At 60.8% G+C, this 19,873-nt stretch carries 15 protein-coding genes; 14 read left to right on the plus strand and 1 reads right to left on the minus strand.

The window, feature by feature from the left end; genetic code table 11:
- Nucleotides 1–24 precede the first annotated feature (24 nt).
- Genes ACR0J1_RS13565 through ACR0J1_RS13575 form a run of 3 tightly spaced genes read left to right on the plus strand, consistent with a single transcriptional unit; the run spans nt 25 to nt 2,823 of the window.
- The gene (locus tag ACR0J1_RS13565) at nt 25–909 is read left to right on the plus strand and encodes a carbohydrate ABC transporter permease (RefSeq protein WP_480733501.1); all 885 of its coding nucleotides are present in this window, start codon (nt 25–27) and stop codon (nt 907–909) included.
- 3 nt (nt 910–912) lie between these two features.
- Nucleotides 913–1,737, plus strand: a complete 825-nt coding sequence (locus tag ACR0J1_RS13570; protein ID WP_480532131.1) for a carbohydrate ABC transporter permease — start codon at nt 913–915, stop codon at nt 1,735–1,737.
- A gap of 3 nt (nt 1,738–1,740) precedes the next feature.
- A complete protein-coding gene (locus ACR0J1_RS13575) occupies nt 1,741–2,823 on the plus strand; it encodes an ABC transporter ATP-binding protein (RefSeq protein WP_480733531.1) in 1,083 nt (360 codons plus the stop codon).
- A 20-nt stretch (nt 2,824–2,843) separates the two neighbouring features.
- On the opposite strand, the gene ACR0J1_RS13580 is transcribed toward ACR0J1_RS13575, so the two are convergent.
- Nucleotides 2,844–3,698 (minus strand): MurR/RpiR family transcriptional regulator, encoded by an 855-nt coding sequence (locus tag ACR0J1_RS13580; protein WP_480733500.1) that lies wholly within the window; start codon nt 3,696–3,698, stop codon nt 2,844–2,846.
- Between the two features lie 150 nt (nt 3,699–3,848).
- Here ACR0J1_RS13580 and ACR0J1_RS13585 point away from each other — a divergent pair, with 150 nt between their 5' ends.
- From ACR0J1_RS13585 to ACR0J1_RS13635, 11 genes are all read left to right on the plus strand, one after another.
- Entirely contained in the window at nt 3,849–4,607 is a 759-nt protein-coding gene (locus ACR0J1_RS13585) for an N-formylglutamate amidohydrolase (protein ID WP_480733499.1), read from the plus strand.
- Complete coding sequence (locus ACR0J1_RS13590; RefSeq protein WP_480733498.1) at nt 4,604–5,185, plus strand: TRAP transporter small permease subunit; 582 nt, start codon at nt 4,604–4,606, stop codon at nt 5,183–5,185. The genes ACR0J1_RS13585 and ACR0J1_RS13590 overlap by 4 nt, the downstream gene beginning before the upstream one ends.
- Nucleotides 5,182–6,501 carry a TRAP transporter large permease gene (locus ACR0J1_RS13595; protein ID WP_480733497.1) on the plus strand — a complete coding sequence of 440 codons (1,320 nt, stop codon included), beginning with the start codon at nt 5,182–5,184 and terminating at the stop codon, nt 6,499–6,501. The genes ACR0J1_RS13590 and ACR0J1_RS13595 overlap by 4 nt, the downstream gene beginning before the upstream one ends.
- Nucleotides 6,502–6,543: 42 nt before the next feature.
- Nucleotides 6,544–7,578 carry a TRAP transporter substrate-binding protein gene (locus ACR0J1_RS13600; RefSeq protein ID WP_480532143.1) on the plus strand — a complete coding sequence of 345 codons (1,035 nt, stop codon included), beginning with the start codon at nt 6,544–6,546 and terminating at the stop codon, nt 7,576–7,578.
- Between the two features lie 69 nt (nt 7,579–7,647).
- Complete coding sequence (locus tag ACR0J1_RS13605) at nt 7,648–8,997, plus strand: glutamine synthetase family protein (RefSeq protein WP_480733530.1); 1,350 nt, start codon at nt 7,648–7,650, stop codon at nt 8,995–8,997.
- Nucleotides 8,994–10,373 carry an aldehyde dehydrogenase family protein gene (locus ACR0J1_RS13610; RefSeq protein ID WP_480733496.1) on the plus strand — a complete coding sequence of 460 codons (1,380 nt, stop codon included), beginning with the start codon at nt 8,994–8,996 and terminating at the stop codon, nt 10,371–10,373. Before ACR0J1_RS13605 ends, ACR0J1_RS13610 begins: the two co-directional genes overlap by 4 nt.
- Nucleotides 10,370–11,515 carry an iron-containing alcohol dehydrogenase gene (locus tag ACR0J1_RS13615; RefSeq protein ID WP_480733495.1) on the plus strand — a complete coding sequence of 382 codons (1,146 nt, stop codon included), beginning with the start codon at nt 10,370–10,372 and terminating at the stop codon, nt 11,513–11,515. The genes ACR0J1_RS13610 and ACR0J1_RS13615 overlap by 4 nt, the downstream gene beginning before the upstream one ends.
- Nucleotides 11,516–11,671: 156 nt before the next feature.
- Nucleotides 11,672–12,646, plus strand: a complete 975-nt coding sequence (locus tag ACR0J1_RS13620) for a LysR family transcriptional regulator (protein ID WP_480733494.1) — start codon at nt 11,672–11,674, stop codon at nt 12,644–12,646.
- A 338-nt stretch (nt 12,647–12,984) separates the two neighbouring features.
- Complete coding sequence (locus tag ACR0J1_RS13625) at nt 12,985–16,617, plus strand: CHRD domain-containing protein (RefSeq protein ID WP_480733493.1); 3,633 nt, start codon at nt 12,985–12,987, stop codon at nt 16,615–16,617.
- A gap of 64 nt (nt 16,618–16,681) precedes the next feature.
- Nucleotides 16,682–18,427 (plus strand): type I secretion system permease/ATPase, encoded by a 1,746-nt coding sequence (locus ACR0J1_RS13630; protein WP_480733492.1) that lies wholly within the window; start codon nt 16,682–16,684, stop codon nt 18,425–18,427.
- The gene (locus tag ACR0J1_RS13635) at nt 18,424–19,794 is read left to right on the plus strand and encodes an HlyD family type I secretion periplasmic adaptor subunit (RefSeq protein WP_480733490.1); all 1,371 of its coding nucleotides are present in this window, start codon (nt 18,424–18,426) and stop codon (nt 19,792–19,794) included. Before ACR0J1_RS13630 ends, ACR0J1_RS13635 begins: the two co-directional genes overlap by 4 nt.
- The last annotated feature ends 79 nt before the right edge of the window (nt 19,795–19,873 follow it).

Here is a 19,873-nt window from a genome sequence, read left to right on the forward strand (position 1 = left end):
CAATCAAAGGACAGGGTGGAGCACATGATCGGCAAGAGACTTATCGGGTTGTTCGTAGCGCCCGCTCTGATCGTTTATCTTTGCTTTTTCCTGATCCCTACCGGTTTTACCTTCTACTTCAGCTTGTTCGAATGGTCCGGGTTTGGGACCGAGGCCAAGTTCATCGGCCTTGGCAACTATCGCCGCCTCTGGAATGATCCGACATTCTGGCTGAGTTTCCGCAACACGCTGGCCTTGCTGTTTGTTGGTGGATTTTTCGTCTTCTTTCTGGCGTTTCTTTACACCATCCTGATCAATTCGGGCATCTGGGGGAAGAAGCTGTTCCGGCTGGTGTTCTTTCTGCCCAACGTTGTCTCGGTCGTCGCTCTGTCGGCGATGTGGGCTTATATCTATAACCCGCGTTATGGGCTGCTGAATTCCTCGCTGAAAGCTGTAGGTCTGGATGAGATGGGCCGCACGCTCTGGACCTCGCCAGACAATATCTTCTGGGCCATGCTGGCCGCGCTGGTGTGGGTGTTCACAGGGTTTTTTCTGATCCTGCTGTTGGCGGGCGTCGACAAAATCCCGCCCGATATGTACGAGGCCGCCGATCTGGAAGGTGCAAGCCTATGGCACAAGTTCTGGTATATCACCGTGCCGATGATCTGGGACGTGATGACCATTTCCTTTGTCATCTGGATCATCAATGCGGTGAAGATGTTCGAGTTTCCCTTCGCCTTCGGCTTCCTGCAAGTACCGCAGCAGCTTTATACGTTGGGGATCTACCTTTACATCATGGGCTTCGGCCAGCGTGACCCGATCTATCAGCTGGGCTATGCCACCGCGATCGGCGTGGTGATGCTGGTGCTGGCGTTTTCGCTGATTGTCCTTGTCCGCCGCCTGATGCGCCGCGACCAGTTGGAGTTTTAGGCCATGACCCTGCTGCGCCGCCTGCCTGCCTACATCGCCATCTGGGCCTGGGTCGCCTTCACCGTCGCCGCAATCCTTTGGGTGGTGATGAGCGCCTTCAAATCCAAGCGCGAGGTGCTGCGATCCGGCCTCAAACCTCCTGCTGAACTGCGCTGGGAAAACTTCGAGACTGCATGGAATGTCGGGCGTCTGGGCGAGTTCTTTTCGAACTCGGTCGTGATCGTCTGCCTGTCGGTGCTGCTGATCCTCGTGGTCTCGACCCCGGCGGCCTATGTGCTGAGCCGCGCCAAATTCCGGGGCCGCGAGGCGCTGACCAACCTGTTCGTCATCGGCATGGGTATCCCGATCCCGATGCTGTTCATCCCGATCTTCGGCATCCTCGCATGGCTGCGCCTGTCCGACAGTCTGACCGGCCTGACCATTGTGTTCGTGGCGATCTCGATCCCCTTCACCGTCTACCTGCTGACCGGTTTCTTTGCCTCGCTGCCGTCCGAGCTTGAGGCCGCATCCCTGCTGGACGGTTGCAGCGACTTTCAGACCTTCCGCTATGTGATGCTGCCGATGGCGATGCCGGGCGTGGCGACAGCGGCGATCCTGAACTTCATCTGGCTGTGGAATGAATACCAATTGTCGCTGGTGATCCTGAACAGCCCCGAGAACCGGACCCTGCCGCTGGGCCTTTATTCGCTGCAGAACGCGATGCAATACACCAGCGACTGGCCCGGCCTGTTCGCCGGTGTGACCATCGTCATCATCCCCACCATCCTTGTCTATGCCATCCTGTCCGAGAAGATGATCGCGGGCATGACCATGGGCGCCGTGAAGTAAGGACTGACCCAAGTGACCGCTTTCGAAGCCATTTCCCTGGACAAGCACTATGGTGACTTCCACGCGCTGAAAGACATCAACCTGAGCGTCGAGCCGGGTGAATTCATCGTGCTGGTCGGCCCGTCGGGCTGTGGCAAATCCACCCTGATGCGCACGATTGCGGGGCTGGAGAAAGTCACCTCGGGCGATCTGAAGATCGACGGGCGGTCAGTCACCGGGTTGCTGCCCAAGGAACGCGACGTGGCGATGGTGTTCCAGTCCTATGCGCTCTATCCGCATATGACCGTGGCCGAGAATATCGGTTTTGGCATGAAGATCGCCAAACGCCCCAAGGCCGAGATTAAGGAAAAGGTATTGGCGGCGGCGAAGGTCTTGAAGATCGAAAGCTATCTGAACCGCAAGCCCAAGGCCCTGTCGGGTGGTCAGCGTCAGCGCGTCGCCATCGGCCGCGCCATCGTGCGCGATCCCAAGATTTTCCTGTTTGATGAGCCGCTGTCCAATCTCGACGCGGCGCTGCGCGTGGAAATGCGGGTCGAACTGGCGCGGCTGCACAATCAACTGGATGCGACGATGATCTACGTCACCCACGATCAGGTCGAGGCGATGACGCTGGCCGACCGGATCGTGGTCATGAACGAGGGCGTCATCGAACAGATCGGCAGCCCGCTGGACCTGTTCAACCGTCCACGCAACAAGTTCGTGGCCGGGTTTCTGGGGCAGCCGCCCGCGATCTTCGTGCGGCTGGACGGGTACGAGTTCGGGACGCAGGGGCTGACCGTGCAGTTCTCGGACACGTCGGTTACGTTGCCGCTGCCAGACAGAACGGACGGCACCCCGGTTGAGATCGGGTTGCGGCCGGACTTCTTCGAGCTGGACGCCGAAAACCCCAGCCTGTCACCGAAGGTCGAGGTGGTCGAGCAGCTTGGCGACACCACGTTGCTGTATACGCGCCTACCCGATGGTCAGGCGGCCACCGTTCAGTTGTCGGGACAGGTGAAGGCCAAACCGGGTGATCAGGTGCCGTTGCGGGTGCATTGCAAATCCCCGCTGGTTTTCGATGGCACGGGTCTGAACCTTTATGCCTGACCCCGTGTAGCCGGAACGCCTCAGGTGAATTTGCGGAACAGCTTGGTCTGATCGAAGGCGTCTTCGAGGGCTTCCATGCGGGCTTCTACCGTGCCCCACATCGTCTCCTGCAGGGCTGCGATGGTGCATTCGATCAGTAGCAAAAGGGGCGAGCAGCTGTCCCAGGCCGACGGCACCGCGATCCGGGCGGTAAATGTCAGCGCCGCGATGCGGTGGATGGGCGAGCGCCACTGATCCGTGAACAGAACGACCTTGGCCCCCTTGTCGCGGCACATCTGGGTCATCTGCAGCGTGGTGTTTTCATAGCGGCGCACATCCAGCGCGATCACCACGTCACCGTCCCGCACGTCCAGCAGATCATGCGGCCACGCGCCGCCATCGGCGACCAGCCTGACATTGGGCCGGATCATCTGAAGGTGGAGAAACAGATACCGCGCCAGTGTCCCTGTAATCCGCCCGCCGGCAATAAAGATGGTCCGGTTCTGGTCGCTCAACATCCTGCACAGGCTGTCAAAATCGTCGGGGCTGACCTCGTCCAGACTGCGGCGCTGGTTTTCGAGCGCCTGATGGGAATAGCGGTTCAGAATGTGCTCGTCCGGCAGATCGTTTTGCCAGTGGTTGCGCTTGGACACCGGGTCCGAGATCATCTCTTTCAGCTCAGACCGCAGGGCGGCCTGAAACTGCGGGAAGCCGTCAAACCCGGTCTTCTGCAGCATCCGCGCCACCGTCGTGGTCGAAACAGATGCCGCCTGGGCCAGTTCGGTGATGCTGCCCAGCCCGACAATCGGATAATCGTCCAGCAAGGTGTTGGCCAGTTGCCGTTCAGACGGCGTCATCTGGTCGCGGTGCATCATCAGCTTGTCTGAAACGGTCATATCCCGCGCCCCGTCGGCATGAGTGTCAAAATCTGGACGTATCGGGAGGCCCCGAACAGTTTTGTACGAAAAATTATTGACAGGTGACATCGCCTTGTCAATTCTTTTCCTGTGACTACGGATGTGGAATCGGGGGCGGAAGACCAGCGGATGAGTTTCGGCGATCCTTATAAGGTGACTGTTGCCTCGCCCACGCCTTCGGTGCTGATCGTGTGCGAACACGCATCCCATTACATCCCGGCTGAACTGAACAATCTGGGCGTGACGGAAGAGGTCGCGCACAGTCATGTTGCGTGGGACCCCGGTGCGCTTGGCGTGGCCCGGGCCATGGCCGGGCGTCTTCCCTCGGTTCTGGTCGAGGGGACGGTGTCCCGGCTGGTCTACGACTGCAATCGCCCGCCCGAGGCGGCCAGCGCAATTCCCGCGCGGAGCGAGATATTTGAGATCCCCGGAAATCGGGATCTGACCGCAGATGCGCGCGCGCAACGGGTTGCCGGTGTTTATGACCCCTTTGCCCGTGCGCTGTCTCAGCAGATCGCGGCCCATCGCGGCACGCTGACTCTGATGGTCACGATCCACAGCTTCACGCCGGTGTTTCACGGTGTCCCGCGCGAGGTTGAGATTGGCATCCTGCATGGCGAGGATACGCGCTTTGCCCGGGCCATGCTCGGCTCGGCGCCGGCGGATGCGCCCTATGACACACGTCTGAATGAACCCTACGCTGCGCGCGACGGGGTGGCGCATACGCTTGATCTGCATGGCGCGCAGAATGGTCTGTGCAATGTGATGATCGAAATTCGCAACGACCTGATTGCAACCGCGCCTGATCAGGAGGCGATGGCAACCTACCTGTCGGACTGGACCGAGCGCACTTGGGAGAGCCTCGGCAAGCAGGAGGAGGCGTCTTGACCGTTCTGCTGGCCTATTGCCGTCTGATCGACGGGTTGAACCGCGTGATCGGCCTGATCGTGATGTACGGGGTCTTTGGCCTGATGGGCATTCTGCTGTGGTCATCGGTGTCCAAGACCTTTTTCCTGCCCTCGCTTTGGACGCTCGAGATGGCGCAGTTTGCGATGGTGGCCTATTACATGCTGGGCGGGCCCTATGCGGTTCTGGCGGGCGGCCATGTGCGGATGGACCTGTTCTATGGCAACTGGTCTTTGCGCCGAAAGGCGGCGATTGATACGATTACCGTGCTGTTTCTGATCTTCTATCTGGGGGTCCTGCTTTATGGCGCCATTGGCTCGACCGCCTATTCCCTTGGCTATTGGGGCACAGCCCCGTTCGAGTTCTTCGCCGGGCTGATCACTGGCAGCGAAGAGGTCGGTCGGATGGAACGGTCCTCGACCGCGTGGCGTCCTTATGTCTGGCCGATCAAGGCCATCATGATCCTTGGCCTGTTCCTGATGCTGCTGCAGGCCCTGTCAGAACTGATTAAGGATATCGCCCGGGCCACGGGCCGCGACATTGCGGAGGCCCGGACGTGAGTCAGGAACACATCGCCCTTTTCATGTTCGCGGCCATGATGCTGATGCTGTTCACTGGACAGCGGGTCTTTGGCGCGATCGGAGCCATCGCCGCCATCGCGGCGCTGGCGCTGTGGGGCACCGGTGGGCAGGATATTCCGTTCTCGGCGGCGATGAAGCTGATGAAATGGTATCCGCTGCTGACGCTGCCGATGTTCATTTTCATGGGCTATGTCCTCAGCGAAAGCAAACTGGCCGATGATATGTATCGCATGTTTCACGTCTGGTTCGGCAATGTGAATGGCGGTCTGGCGATGGGAACCATCGGGTTGATGGTGCTGATCTCGGCGATGAACGGCCTGTCGGTGGCGGGTATGGCCATCGGGGCCACGATCGCGCTGCCCGAACTGCTGCGCCGAGGATATGACAAGCAGATGGTGACCGGGGTGATTCAGGCGGGGTCGTCGCTGGGCATCCTCGTGCCGCCCTCGGTGGTGCTGGTTCTATATGCGATGATCGCGCGTCAGCCGGTGGGGCAGCTTTGGTTGGCCGGCATACTGCCGGGGCTGATGATGGCCGCGATGTTTGTCCTCTATATCTGGCTGCGCTGCCGGATAAACCCGGCGCTGGGGCCGGTGGCCGACGATCTGGATCAGGTGACGCCGCAGGAAAAGCGGCAGCTGCTGTGGGCTGGGGCGCTGCCGTTGGTGATTTTCGCGGCGATGATGGTGCCCTTCGTGAACGGCTGGACCTCGCTGGTGGAAAGCTCGGCCATCGGGGCGTTGACCGCGCTGGCTGCCTCGATCCTGAAACGGCGCATGACCTGGGCCATCTTTCACACCTGCACCAAGCATACGCTGGTGATCTCGTGCATGTTCATGTGGATCATCCTTGCGGCACTGGGGTTCGGGGCGGTGTTCGACGGGCTGGGCGCGGTCAAGGCCATCGACAACCTGTTCACCGAACAGCTGGGCCTGTCGCCCTGGGTCATCCTGATCCTGATGCAGCTGAGCTTTGTTGTGATGGGAACCTTTCTGGATGACACCGCCATGCTGGTCATCGTGGCACCCCTATACGTTCCGTTGGTGGGCGAGCTGGGCTTCGACCTGATCTGGTACGGGGTCCTTTACACAATCACGACGCAAATAGCCTACATGACCCCTCCTTTCGGATATAACCTGTTTCTTATGCGCGCGATGGCCCCGCCCGAGGTCACGCTGCGCGATATCTATCGTTCGATCATCCCTTTCGTGGGCGTGATGCTCATCGCGTTGGCAACCATTATGGTCTTCCCGCAGATCGCCCTGTGGCTGCCGGAATATGTTTACGGAAATTAACCAAGACCTCCTGCAGGAGGCATGTCAACAAGGAGAGAAGTCATGACAACAAGACGCAAGTTCCTAACGACAGCCGCCGCTGGCGCGGCCGCCGCGCCGCTGGCGACACCGGCATTGGCGCAGTCCACAATCAAGTGGCGGATGCAGACCTATGCGGGCCCGGCGCTGGCCGCGCATGTGATCGACCCGGCGATTGAGATGTTCAACAAGATCGCCGGCGACCGGATGCAGATCGAGCTGTTCTACGCCGATCAGCTGGTCCCGACCGGAGAGCTGTTCCGCGCCATGCAGCAGGGCACGATTGATGCGGTGCAGTCGGATGATGACTCGATGGCCTCGCCCACGGATGTGACCGTCTTTGGCGGCTACTTCCCCTTCGCCTCGCGCTATTCGCTGGACGTGCCGGTGCTGTTCAACCAGTACGGCCTGAACGAGATCTGGGACGAACAGTATTCGGCGGTGGGCGTCAAGCACATCAGCGCGGGGGCCTGGGATCCCTGCCATTTCGCCACCAAGGACCCGATCCGTTCGCTGGAAGACATGAAGGGCAAGCGCATCTTTACCTTCCCGACGGCGGGCCGGTTCCTCAGCCAGTTCGGTGTTGTGCCGGTATCGCTGCCTTGGGAAGACATCGAGGTTGCCGTGCAGACCGGCGAACTTGACGGCATCGCCTGGTCCGGCATCACCGAGGATTACACGGTCGGCTGGGCCGATGTGACCAACTATTTCCTGACCAACAATGTCTCGGGCGCATGGGCCGGGTCGTTCTTTGCCAATATGGACCGCTGGAATGAGCTGCCCGAGGATCTGCAAACGCTGTTCCGTGTCTGCTGTGATCAGTCGCACTATTACCGCCAGTGGTGGTATTGGGGCGGCGAGGCCAATCTGCGGGTCAACGGCACCAAGCTGGAGCTGACCACGATCCCCGATGAGGAATGGGCACAGGTCGAGACCGCAGCCGTCGCGTTCTGGGACGAGATCGCCGCCGAAGGCCCGGTTCAGGCGAAAGTCGTGGAAATCTTCCGCCAGTATAACGCCGATATGCAAAAGGCCGGGCGGCCCTACCGCTACGGCTAAACCAAAGACCGCGCCTCCGGGGATCGTCTCCGGGGGTGCGTATGCAATCAGAAGGAATGGGTCCGCATGATGACATTCGATGAGCTGAAATCGCAGATTGCCGCGGGTGAGATCGACACGGTGCTGACCTGCATCGTCGACATGCAGGGGCGCCTGATGGGCAAACGCTTTCATGCCGAGGCGTTTCTGGAAATGGCCGATGGTGAAACCCATTGCTGCAACTACCTGCTGGCCACCGATCTCGAGATGGCGACGCCGGACGGTTACGCCTCGACCTCATGGTCGGCGGGTTATGGCGACTATGTCATGAAACCTGATCTGAGCACGGTGCGCCCGGTGCCTTGGCTGGACGGCACGGCCATGGTGTTGTGCGATGTGCTGGATCACCACACCCATGCGCCCGTACCCTTTGCGCCGCGCGAGGTGCTGAAGCGCCAGATCGCCCGGGCAGCAGCACTTGGCCTGACCCCGATCATGGCGACCGAGCTCGAATTCTTTCTGTTTCAGGGCACCCATGACGAGATCGCGGCAAACGGTTTCGGTCTGAAACCGATCAGCCGCTATAACGAAGACTACCACATCTTCCAGACCTCGAAGGAAGAACCGGTCATGCGCCCCATTCGCAATCACCTGCGGGCGATGGGCATCCCGGTTGAGGGTTCCAAGGGCGAGGCCGAGGCCGGGCAGGAAGAGCTGAATATCAAATACGCTGACGCTCTGGCGACGGCGGATCACCACACGATTGCCAAGCACGGCATCAAAGAGATCGCCCATCAGGCGGGTTACGCCGCGTCTTTCCTGCCTAAATGGCATCACGACCGGGTCGGGTCGGCGGCCCATGTGCACCAGTCGCTGTGGAAGGATGGCGACAACGCGTTTCACGATGCCGCCGCCCCGCTGGCCAAGTCTGAACTGATGGATCACTACATGGCCGGGCTGCTGAAATACGCGGCGGATATCACCGTGTTTCTGGCTCCTTACATCAACAGCTATAAGCGCTTCGCCAAGGGCAGCTTCGCGCCGACCCAGACCGTGTGGTCGGTCGATAACCGCACGGCGGCATTCCGGCTTTGCGGTGATGGTACAAGGGGCATACGGGTCGAATGCCGCACCCCCGGCGCAGATATGAACCCCTATCTTGCACTGGCCGCTCTGCTGGCTGCCGGGCTGAAAGGCATCGAAGAAAAGCTGCCACTTCCCGAGCCGTTCAGGGGCGATGCCTATGATAACGACGAGGCCAACCATATTCCGCGCACCCTGCGCGATGCGCGCGACGCGCTGGTGTCGTCGGATATGCCGCGCGAGGCGTTCGGCGATGAAACCGTGACCCATTACGCCCGCGCCGCCGAGTGGGAGATCGAGGAGTTCAACCGGGTCGTCACCGATTACGAGATTGCACGGGGGTTCGAAAAAGCATGAGCACACTGACCTGTATTTCACCCATCGACGGCAGCGTCTTTGCCACGCGCGAAACCCTGTCAACCGAGGCGGCGAAGGCGGCGGTGGGCCGCGCGCGGGCTGCTCAGGCCGCATGGGCGGCGCGGCCCCTGCAAGACCGGATTGATCTGGTGATGGCCGGCGTCGCGGCCATCGGCGCAATGAACGATGAGATCGTGCCCGAACTGGCCCACATGATGGGCCGCCCCGTGCGATACGGCGGTGAGTTTGGCGGGTTCGAGGAACGCGCCAGTCATATGGCCTCGATCGCGGCGGAGGGGCTTGCAGATATCGCCGTTGGCGAGGACGCGACCTTCAAACGCTATATCAAGCGCATTCCCCATGGCGTCGTCTTTGTGGTGGCGCCGTGGAACTACCCCTATATGACCGCGATCAACACCGTTGCGCCTGCGCTGATTGCCGGCAATGCGGTGGTGCTGAAACACGCAACCCAGACGCTTTTGGTGGGGGAGCGTATGGCCCGCGCGTTTCACAGCGCCGGTGTGCCCGAGGATGTGTTTCAGAACGTTTTTCTGGACCACGACTCCACTGCGGACCTGATTGCGGCCAACAGCTTTGACTTCATCAACTTCACCGGCTCGGTCGGCGGCGGTGCCGCGATGGAGCGCGCGGCGGCGGGCACGTTCACCGGTTTGGGGCTGGAACTTGGCGGCAAGGATCCGGGCTATGTGATGGAGGATGCCGATCTTGATGCTGCAGTCGATACGCTGATCGACGGGGCGATGTTCAATTCCGGCCAGTGCTGTTGCGGGATCGAGCGTATCTATGTGCATGAAACCCTGTTCGAGGCGTTTGTCGACAAGGCTGTGGCGATTGTCAAAGGTTACACTCTGGGCGACCCGCTGGACCCCGGCACAACCCTTGGTCCGATGGCGCATAAGCGCTTTGCCGACGAGGTGCGCGCGCAAATCGCCGAGGCTGTGGCCGATGGGGCCACGCCCCATATCGAACCCTTTGCCACCGATGATGGCGGCGCTTATCTAAGCCCGCAGATCCTGAGCAACGTGACCCACGACATGCGGGTGATGCGGGACGAAAGCTTTGGCCCGGTGGTCGGCATCATGCCCGTCAAGGACGATGCCGAGGCGATCCGGCTGATGAATGACAGCGATTTCGGCCTGACCGCAAGCCTCTGGACCAGCGATCCCGACCGCGCGGCGCGGGTCGGCGATCAGATCGAAACCGGCACGGTCTTCATGAACCGTGCCGATTACCTTGACCCCGGCCTGTGCTGGACGGGCTGCAAGAACACCGGACGCGGCGGAGGGTTGTCGGTTATCGGCTTTCACAACCTGACCCGCCCGAAATCCTATCATCTGAAGAAAGTCACGTCATGAGCCCAACTGCCAATTGGTCCTATCCAACCGCCATCCGCTTTGGCGCTGGCCGCATCAGCGAACTGGCCGATGCTTGCGCCGCCAGCGGGATCAGGAAACCGCTTCTGGTCACCGACCGGGGTCTTGCCAATCTGCCCATCACGGCGCAAGCGCTTGATGTGCTGGAGGCCCACGGCATGGGCCGCGCGCTGTTTGCCGAGGTCGACCCCAATCCGAACGAAAAGAACCTTGCCGCCGGTGTCGCGGCCTTCCGGGACGGGGGTCATGATGGCGTGATCGCGTTTGGCGGCGGCTCGGGCCTCGATCTGGGCAAGATGGTTGCCTTCATGGCTGGTCAAACCCGCCCGGTCTGGGATTTCGAGGATATCGGCGATTGGTGGACGCGGGCAGATGCCGACGCGATCTATCCCAATATCGCGGTGCCAACCACCGCGGGCACCGGGTCCGAGGTCGGGCGCGCCAGCGTCATCACCAATTCCGAGACCGCCGAGAAGAAGATCATCTTTCACCCCAAGGTCCTGCCCTCGGTCGTGATCTGTGACCCAGAGCTAACGGTGGGGATGCCACCGGCGATCACCGCAGGCACCGGGCTGGACGCGTTCGCCCATTGTGTCGAGGCGTTTTCGTCCCCGCATTATCACCCCATGAGTCAGGGCATCGCGCTTGAAGGGATGCGCCTGGTGATCGAAAACCTGCCCTTGGCCTACAAGACGCCCGACGATCTGCAGGCGCGGGCCCATATGATGTCCGCCGCGATGATGGGGGCGACAGCGTTTCAAAAGGGGCTGGGAGCGATCCACGCGCTCAGCCATCCTGTCGGCGCGATGCATCACACCCATCACGGCACGACCAATGCGGTCTGTATGCCTGCGGTTCTGCAACTGAACGCCGGGGTCATCCGGGACCGGTTTGACCTGGCCGCCGGGTATCTGGGGATCGAGGGCGGTTTCGACGGGTTCTGTGCCTTCGTGGACCAGTTCAACACGCAACTGGGCATTCCAAAGCGTCTGGCCGATCTGGGCGTCTCGGACCCGGATATCGACCGGCTGGTGGCAGGGGCCCTTGCGGACCCGAGTTGCGGCGGGAATCCGGTCGAACTGGCCGAAACCAATGTGAGAAAGCTGTTCTCCGAAGTTCTGTAAAGCTGATGGCCTGGGCGCAGACATCGCGCCCGTGCCTTGGTCATGCCGGAGGTTACACGACCTTTCACGAATCCGGGAACTGAACGCGCCTGCGTTGCCTAACCGCCCAAATCGGCGCAGGCTTGGCGGATCACCATTCGCCATTCGCCCGGAAGCATGAACCTACGAGATCTTCAATACGTCCTTGCCGTTGCTGAATATCAGAACTTCACCCGCGCCTCGCAGGCGGTTGCGGTCAGCCAGCCTGCGTTGTCGAACCAGATCAAGAAGCTGGAGGCGGAACTGGGCGTTCCGATCTTCGAACGGGGCAAGGACGGGGTGTGCCTGACCGAATTCGGGCGGGAGCTGATCACACATGCCGGGCAGATCGTCGAGATTGTCGATACCATCGGGGATCTGGCCCAGCGGTATCAGACGACCGACCTGCCGCCGGTCCGTTTGGGGATGACCCCGACGCTGGCCGCGTATCTTTCGTCTTATTTCCGCGATATGTTCGCGCAGGCCGCCACTGACCGGAAAATCGTCTTTGTCGAGGAATACCCGGTTGCGCTGGCGAAAATGGTCGAAGATCGCTCGGTCGACATGGCGTTCATCGCGCGCAAAAGCTTCGATCATATCTACCGCAACTCGAAACGCCCGATGGATTTCACATCGCTCTGGCTTGAGCCGTTGTATCTGGGTGTCCGGTCGGGTCATCCGCTCAGCCGCAAGACCAGCATCTGGGCGCATGAGGTCCCGGCGGCTCAGCTGATCCGGTTTCCGATATCGTTCGGCTACGATCTGGAGCGCGACCTGCCGGAGCCATCGGATGCGGTGGCCGAAGCAACCGGCATAGATGTAAAGACCGCGCGGTTCGAAACCGTCTGCCGTTATGTCGCACAAAGCGATGCCTGCACGATGGTCAACGCAATCGCCGCCGAACAGTTCAAACGTGATGGCTTCGGGCTCAGCTTCATCCCCTTTGATGACCGGGGCAATATGCGCGAGCTTGGGGTGATCACCCGCCCGCAATATCCCAACGCCGAGATCATCGAGGCGATGGTCGCCCACATCTGCAATGCGCCGCCGAACGGCACTGTTGCTTCGCGCAATGCCGATATCCTGCGCAAACCGGTTTCCACACATAGCTGAAACAAGGCCAACAGCCGGTCGGGACGTGATGCCCCCGCCCAATCGGCTGGTTTTTGTCTGCTGCAATGCCGCAAACTTGCATAACCAGAGCCTACTTTTTTGTGAAACGGTGTCAGTGAATAGGATCGAGCAGGTCGGGCGATGCCGGTAAGGCATTGATTTAGAGGTATTTTCCACCACTATCGCCTCACGATCTGCGTGAGTATTCGCGTTGGTTATGCGCCCTATTCAAAGGAAAAATTTCAAAAACATCATCGGAAGCGCCCTTGTTGAGACAGCGGACAGACGGCCCCCCGGTTGGATCTCCGCCTGGTTTTAACTCAAGCACGGAGATTCCAATGCTTTCCGATTTTCTCGCATCCCTGCGCGCCAGATTGCTGACGACCTCGTCACTGGCCCAGGAAACCGTTCGTGACGGGCAGACACTGTCCAACGGCTTCTTCCAGAACACAGTGGTCGACAATACGCCGGCTTTTGTTCTGGACAATGATTTCGCGCGTCTTCTGAACTTTGGTCAGATCACCACCAACAACGCCGTTGCGGCCGTTTCGGTCGAAGGTGAAAACGCGCAGGTGTTCAACTTCCGCTCGGGCAGCATCGAGGCGAACTCGGGCCCTGACGCGCTGGCCACCGGCATTCAGGTCACCGGCAGCGCCGATATCCGCAACTTTGGCGAGATCGCGGGAGAGTTTAACGGCGTTCAGTTTGCGGGCGCAGGCAGCTCTGGTACTCTGGATAACTTCCGGGGCGGCGTGATTTCCTCGGACAGCCGCGCGGTCGATATTCAGGGCGAAGGTGTCAGCGTTCGCAACTTTGGTGACATCATCGGCACCGGCGATCAGCGCAATGGCACGATCTACACCAACTCGACCGCCGAAGATGTCAGCATCTCGAACTTCTCGGGTGGCACCATCGACGCGGGTGCGGGCAACAACGGTGCCGGTATCTCGTTGCAGGTGGGCGATGAGGTTGGTGATCGGGTGTCTAACACCCTGTTCAACGGCTTTGGCGCTACCATTCAGGGTCGGGGTCAGGAAGCATCGAACACACCCGGCGCAGGCGATGGTATCCGCATCAACAACGGGGCCGAGGGTACAATCTCTGAAACCGATATCGTCAACAGCGGGTTGATCTCATCCGAAAGCGATCAGGGCACAGCGGGCGGTATCCGCATCGCCGATGGCGCAGCGGCTGAGGGCCGTATCCTGAACACCTCGACCGGTGTGATCGAAGGGGTGCGCAATGGTCTGTATATCGGTGAGGCCGAGCATGATCTGGACGTGCTGAACTTTGGCACCATCCAGTCGGGCAGCCGCGCGGTGAACATCGACGGGACCGGTGTCGACCTGACCAACGGCGGCACCATTCTGGGCACCGATGATCAGCGCAACGGCACGGTTTATGCCGATGGCACGGCGGATGACTTCTCGGTCCGCAACCTGGCCAATGGTCTGATCGATGCGGGCGAAGGCAATCAAGGTTCGGGTGTTGGTGCTGAAATCGGCGGAGCCGAGGACGGTGCAAACACCTTCACGCTGGAAAATGACGGCATCATCATCGGTCGTGGCAATGCCGCTGCCAATGTTGGTCTGGCCGGTGATGGTGTGCGGGTCGGCAATGCCGGTAACTCGGGCACGACTGACGCGACGATTACCAACACCGGAACCATCCTGTCGGAAGGCGCTAACGGCACCGTCGCCGGTGTGCGCGTGGTCAACAACGTGAACTTCAAGGGCACGCTGACCAACTCGGGCCTGATCGCAGGTGTGCAGAACGGTGTTTACTTCGGCACGGGTGATCACTCGGGCGGGTCGTTCCTGAACACGGGCACCGTGACCTCGGACAGCCGCGCGCTGAACATTGACGGCCTTGGTCTGGATGTGCGCAACGAAGGCGACATTCTGGGCACCGGCGATCAGCGCAACGGCACAGTTTATGCCGATGGCACCGCCGATAACTATACCTTCACCAACACCGGTCTCGTGGATGCGGGCTTTGGCAACAACGGCTCGGCCGTATCGCTGCAAACCGGTGATGTGGACGGAGACGTGGTTTCGGCTGCGATCTTCAACGAAGGCACCTTCCAGGGTCGCGGCGATGCGACCGAAGGCAATCAGGTTGGCGACGGTCTGCGTCTGTTCAGCAATGTTGAAGACGCAAGCTTTGCCGGGCTGGTGCAGAACAGCGGTGTGATCGCAGGGTCGGAAGACAGCGACGCAGCAGCGGGTATCCGCATCGATGGTGGGCTCGAACTTCTGGGTGCCATCATCAACGAAGGTGAAATCTCGGGTCAGGTCAACGCCATTGACGCGACCGAGGCAGGCTCAGTGACATTCGTTAACGATGACGAAGGTGTAGTAAATGGTAACGTGTTGCTGGGTGCCGGAGACGACATCGTTGTAGACCTCGGTCAGATCAACGGTGTCGTCAACGGCGGAGCAGGGGATGACGTTCTGATCACTGGCGACGGTGACAACGTGATCGTCGGTGGCCTTGGGAATGACTTCATCGAAGGGGGTGAAGGGTTCGACACAGCCGATTTCTCGGATCTGGACGTGTCGGTCAAAGTCAGCCTGGATGCCAATGGCAACGGTACGGCGGTGCGCGACACCGGGTTCACCGTTGTGACCGAAGACGTGCTGATCCCGAATGATGAGGCGGGTGCCTCGCTTCAGGATACGGCAGTCGACAATGGCGCAACCTTCGTGGCCGAAGCTCTGGCCGGGAACCTGTACTTCAACGTGCATACCTCGGACTTCCCCGGTGGGGAAATTCGCGGGCAGTTGGACAACCTTGTGTCCGACCAGACGGTGAACGGCATTCGGACCATCGAACTTTCGGGCGGTCTGGACGCAGCACAGGAGCCGGGACCGACCTCCGACAGCGACGCGACCGGAACCGGCACGCTGGTGATCACGCAGAACCTGCACACGGGCGAGGTGAGCTATTCGTCGACCCTGTCTGTTGTTGGCCTGAACGAAGCTGACCTGCAGACACCGGTCCCAGGCGTTGCCTCGGCGATCCACCTGCACAACGCGCCGCGTGGCAACAATGGTCCGATCGTTCGCGATACGCTGGTGGATGCCGGTGCCGAGATCGACCCAGCGACCAACACCGGTGTGTCGGGCCTGGACGTCATCGACAACCAGATCGAAACCGACATCCTCAGCTCGATTGAGCGGGTTGTGGGCTCGGACGACAGCGACACCATCGACGTGTCGGGCTTCAACGGTGTCACCGTTGATCTGGACCTCAGCGGTCCGGCTCCGAACCCGGCTGGCAATGGGGATGAGGGTCCGCAGGACGGTGCCATCATCCAGAACGGTGTGATCGTTGCTGAAATCGATGACTTCGAGAATGTCATCGGCACCAGCGGTAATGATCTGCTGCTTGGCAATAACGAGTTCAACATCCTCGACGGCGGTGCCGGAAACGATGCGATCCACTCGTTCGGTGGTGCAGACATCATCATCGGTGGCGAAGGTATCGACACTGCGCTGTTCACCGCAGGGCCGGGTGTTGTGCTGGACCTCGATGAGGACGGCAACGGTGTTGCACAGGTCAACGCGCCGGATGGTGCCACGCTGGATCAGGTCTTCGGTTTCGAGAACATCAACGGCTCGAACAACGCAGGCAGCCCGAATGGCGGCAATGACATCCTGTCCGGCAACTCGGGGTCCAACACCCTGAACGGTCAGGCGGGTGACGATGTGCTGAACGGTGAGGGTGGCGATGACATCCTGATCGGTGGCGCAGGCAACGACACCTTTGTCTTCGAGGGCGACTTCGGCAATGACGTCATTCAGGACTTCCAGGCAGGCTTTGACCAGTTGGACTTTGGCGACTTCGAAGGTCCGCTGAATGTCAGCCAGGATGGCGGCGACGTGGTTCTGTCCTTCTCCTCGGACAACTCGGTCCGGCTGGAAGGCGTCAACGCCAACGACCTGACAGACGACGACTTCGTCGCCTGATCAACAGACCAACGGGGTGGCGGCACAGGTCGCCACCCTTTCACCCTGAAAAGAGATCACCGTCATGTTTCAGAAAAAATCATCCGTCAAAACAGCCTGGGCCTCGCTACGAGGCGGCTTTTTCGCAATCGGCTTTTTCAGCCTTGTTCTTAACCTCCTCATGCTCGCCGGTCCGCTTTACATGCTGCAGGTCTATGACCGCGTGCTGACCAGCCAGAACATGGATACCCTGATCGCCCTGACCCTGCTGCTGGGGGGCGTGTTCATCGTCACCGGCCTGCTGGACCTGATGCGGGTACGTATCCTGAACCGGCTGGGCGCGCGGTTCGAGCTGAAGATCGGCGCACCGCTGCTGCGGGCCTCGATCCGTCGTCGCCTGCAGGGCAAATCGAACGCCACAGACAATCCGGCCGCAGACATCACCGGTTTGCGTGATTTTATCTCGGGTCCCACGCTGATTGCGTTTTTCGACGCGCCGTGGATTCCGATCTATCTGGCGGTGCTTTACATGCTGCACCCCTATCTGGGCGCGCTTGGCCTTGCCGGAGCGCTGACCCTTACAATTCTGGCCCTGATCAACAATTCGCGCTCGGCTGAGGTGATGCAGGACGCATCCCGCGCGCGCGGCAGGTCCGACGCTTTGTTCACCGCAAGTGAGCAAAATGCAGAGCTTGTCCACGCGATGGGGATGAATGGTGATCTCGCCCGTCGCTGGACAGCTCTGCAACAGGATGCCCATACGCTGAAAACCCGCGTGGCCGACCGCATCGCCAGTTTCTCGGTTCTGTCCAAGACGATCCGCATGGCGCTGCAGTCGGGTATGCTGGGTCTGGGCGCGGCGCTGGCCATCACCGGTCAGGCCACCGCAGGGGTGATGATCGCCGCCACCATCGTGCTGGCCCGCGCTCTGGCCCCGATTGATCAGCTGATCGGCCAGTGGCGCGGCTTTCTGGCGGCGCGCGGGTCCTACAAGAACCTGCGGGCTTTGGATGAGGCTTTCCCGGTGCAGCCCAAACGCCTGGCGCTGCCGCGTCCGCAATTCTCGATCAATACGGTAATCACGCAAGCCGGACCGCCGCTGGCACGCAACGCAACGATCGGAGGGATCGAGTTTGCCCTGTCTGCCGGTGATGTGGTTGCCGTCATTGGTCATAGCGGCTCGGGCAAGACCACGCTGGCCAAGATGCTGGCCGGCATCTGGACGCCGCAGCGTGGCGCAATCCGTCTTGACGGCACGCCCATGGCCAAATGGGACCCGCAGGATCTGGGCCATATGATCGGATATCTGCCGCAGGATGTACAATTGTTCGACGGCACCATCCGCGAAAACATCGCCCGTTTTTCGACTTCGGTCGACGATGCCAAGGTGTTCGAGGCCGCTGTAGCCGCAGACGTGCATGGTCTGATCAGCAACCTGCCCGATGGCTATGACACCCAGCTGGGCGACGGGTTTCACCTGTCCGGCGGTCAGCGTCAACGTATCGCTCTGGCCCGTGCGCTGTACAAGGATCCCTTCATTCTGGTGCTGGACGAGCCGAACTCGGACCTCGACGCGCAAGGCGAGTTGGCGCTGCGCAACGCGATCCGGGGCGCCAGTGCGCGTGGGGCGATCACCTTTGTCATGACACACCGCCCCAGCACGCTGGAGGCTGTGAACAAGGTCCTGACACTCAGCAAAGGGGCGCAGACCGGCTTTGGCAACAAGGAAGACATGCTGCGCCCCCGGCAGACCGGTCTGCCACCGCAGAAACACTCTCAGATTGCGGCGCGTGATGCGCAGCCGCCCGCTCAGAAAGGAGCAGCCCAATGACACCTGCAGTTTACAACGCACCCGATCAGAGCGTCCTGCGTCTGGAAGACTATAACCGGGTCGAACAGAAGGTTGCCGGTTCAGGCATCAAGGGTTTTGTCCTGCTGGGCTGTCTGATCGTGGCCGGGTTCGTCGGTGGAACGGCCTATTGGGCCGCGTCGTCCAAGCTGGACGGGGCGGTGGTGGCCCCGGCCTCGTTCGTGGTCGAAGGCAACCGCAAAACGGTCGAGCATCTGGACGGCGGCATCGTACGCGACATTCTGGTGACGGACGGCGATTTGGTCGAGGCGGGGCAGGTTCTGGTTGAACTCGACAGCACCGATCTGGACGTCAATCTGGATGTGATCAAAAGCCAGTTGGGAGAGCTGACCGTTCGCCGCGCGCGGCTGGTGGCGCAGATCAGGGGCGAGGATCAGTTCCGGCGCGGGGATGTCGCCGACATGATGCGCGTTCGGATGGACCGTCAGGGATGGGAGGATGCCTTTCTGACCCAGAAACTGCTGTTCGACGCTGAAATCCGCACCCGCGCGGCAGAACGCAACCTGCTGGACCAGCAGATCGCGAACCTGCAGGACCAGATTCAGGGGTTGGATGCGCAGCGTCAGGCCAATGCGCGGCAGATGGAGATCACGCGCGAGGAACTTGGTAATCTGGAAACTCTGCAGGCCAAGGGGCTGGTGGCCGCCAACCGGGTCAATAATCGCCGGGTTGAGATTGAGCGCCTGACCGGTGTCGATGCCTCACTGACGACCCAAGAGGCGCAGGCCCGCAATCAGATCAGCGAACTGAAACTGGCCAGTATCGGTCAGGAAACCCAGCGCGCCGAAGCAGTGTCGGGCGAGCTGGCGCAGGTCGAGGCGCTGTTGGCCACGCTCGAGCCGCAATATGTCGGCGCCTCCGAGCGCCGCAAGCGGGTGGCCGTGACCGCGCCGGTCAGCGGTCGTGTCGTTGGCCTGACGGTTTTTACAGCAGGCGGCGTGGTGCGCCCGGGTGAACCCATTCTGGACATCGTTCCTGCCGACCAGCCCCTGATTGTCGAGGCCAAGGTCAATACGGCGGATATCGAAAAGCTCTATGTCGGTCAGTCGACCCGCGTGCGCCTGTCCGCCTTCGATCAGGGCGAGGTGCCGGAGGCCACCGGCAGGATCACCGATATCTCGGCCGACAGCCTTGAGGATGATCGCACTGGTGAGCCTTATTATCTGGCGCAGGTCAAGCTGGATCAGGCGCAGCCTGAACAGGTCGCCGCGCTGGAACTGGTGCCCGGGATGCCCGCCGATCTGTTCGTCAACACCGGAGAACGCACTGCGCTCAGCTATCTGGCACAGCCGTTGCGGGACCGTTTGGCGCGCACGTTCATCGAGTGAACGTTGCGGTCGAGCAGGAAGGGCCGTCGGTACTGCGAACCGGCGGCCCTTTCGCGCGATGCCGTAACGCTCAGAGGCG

The organism is Ruegeria sp. CJ3 (assembly GCF_056536725.1).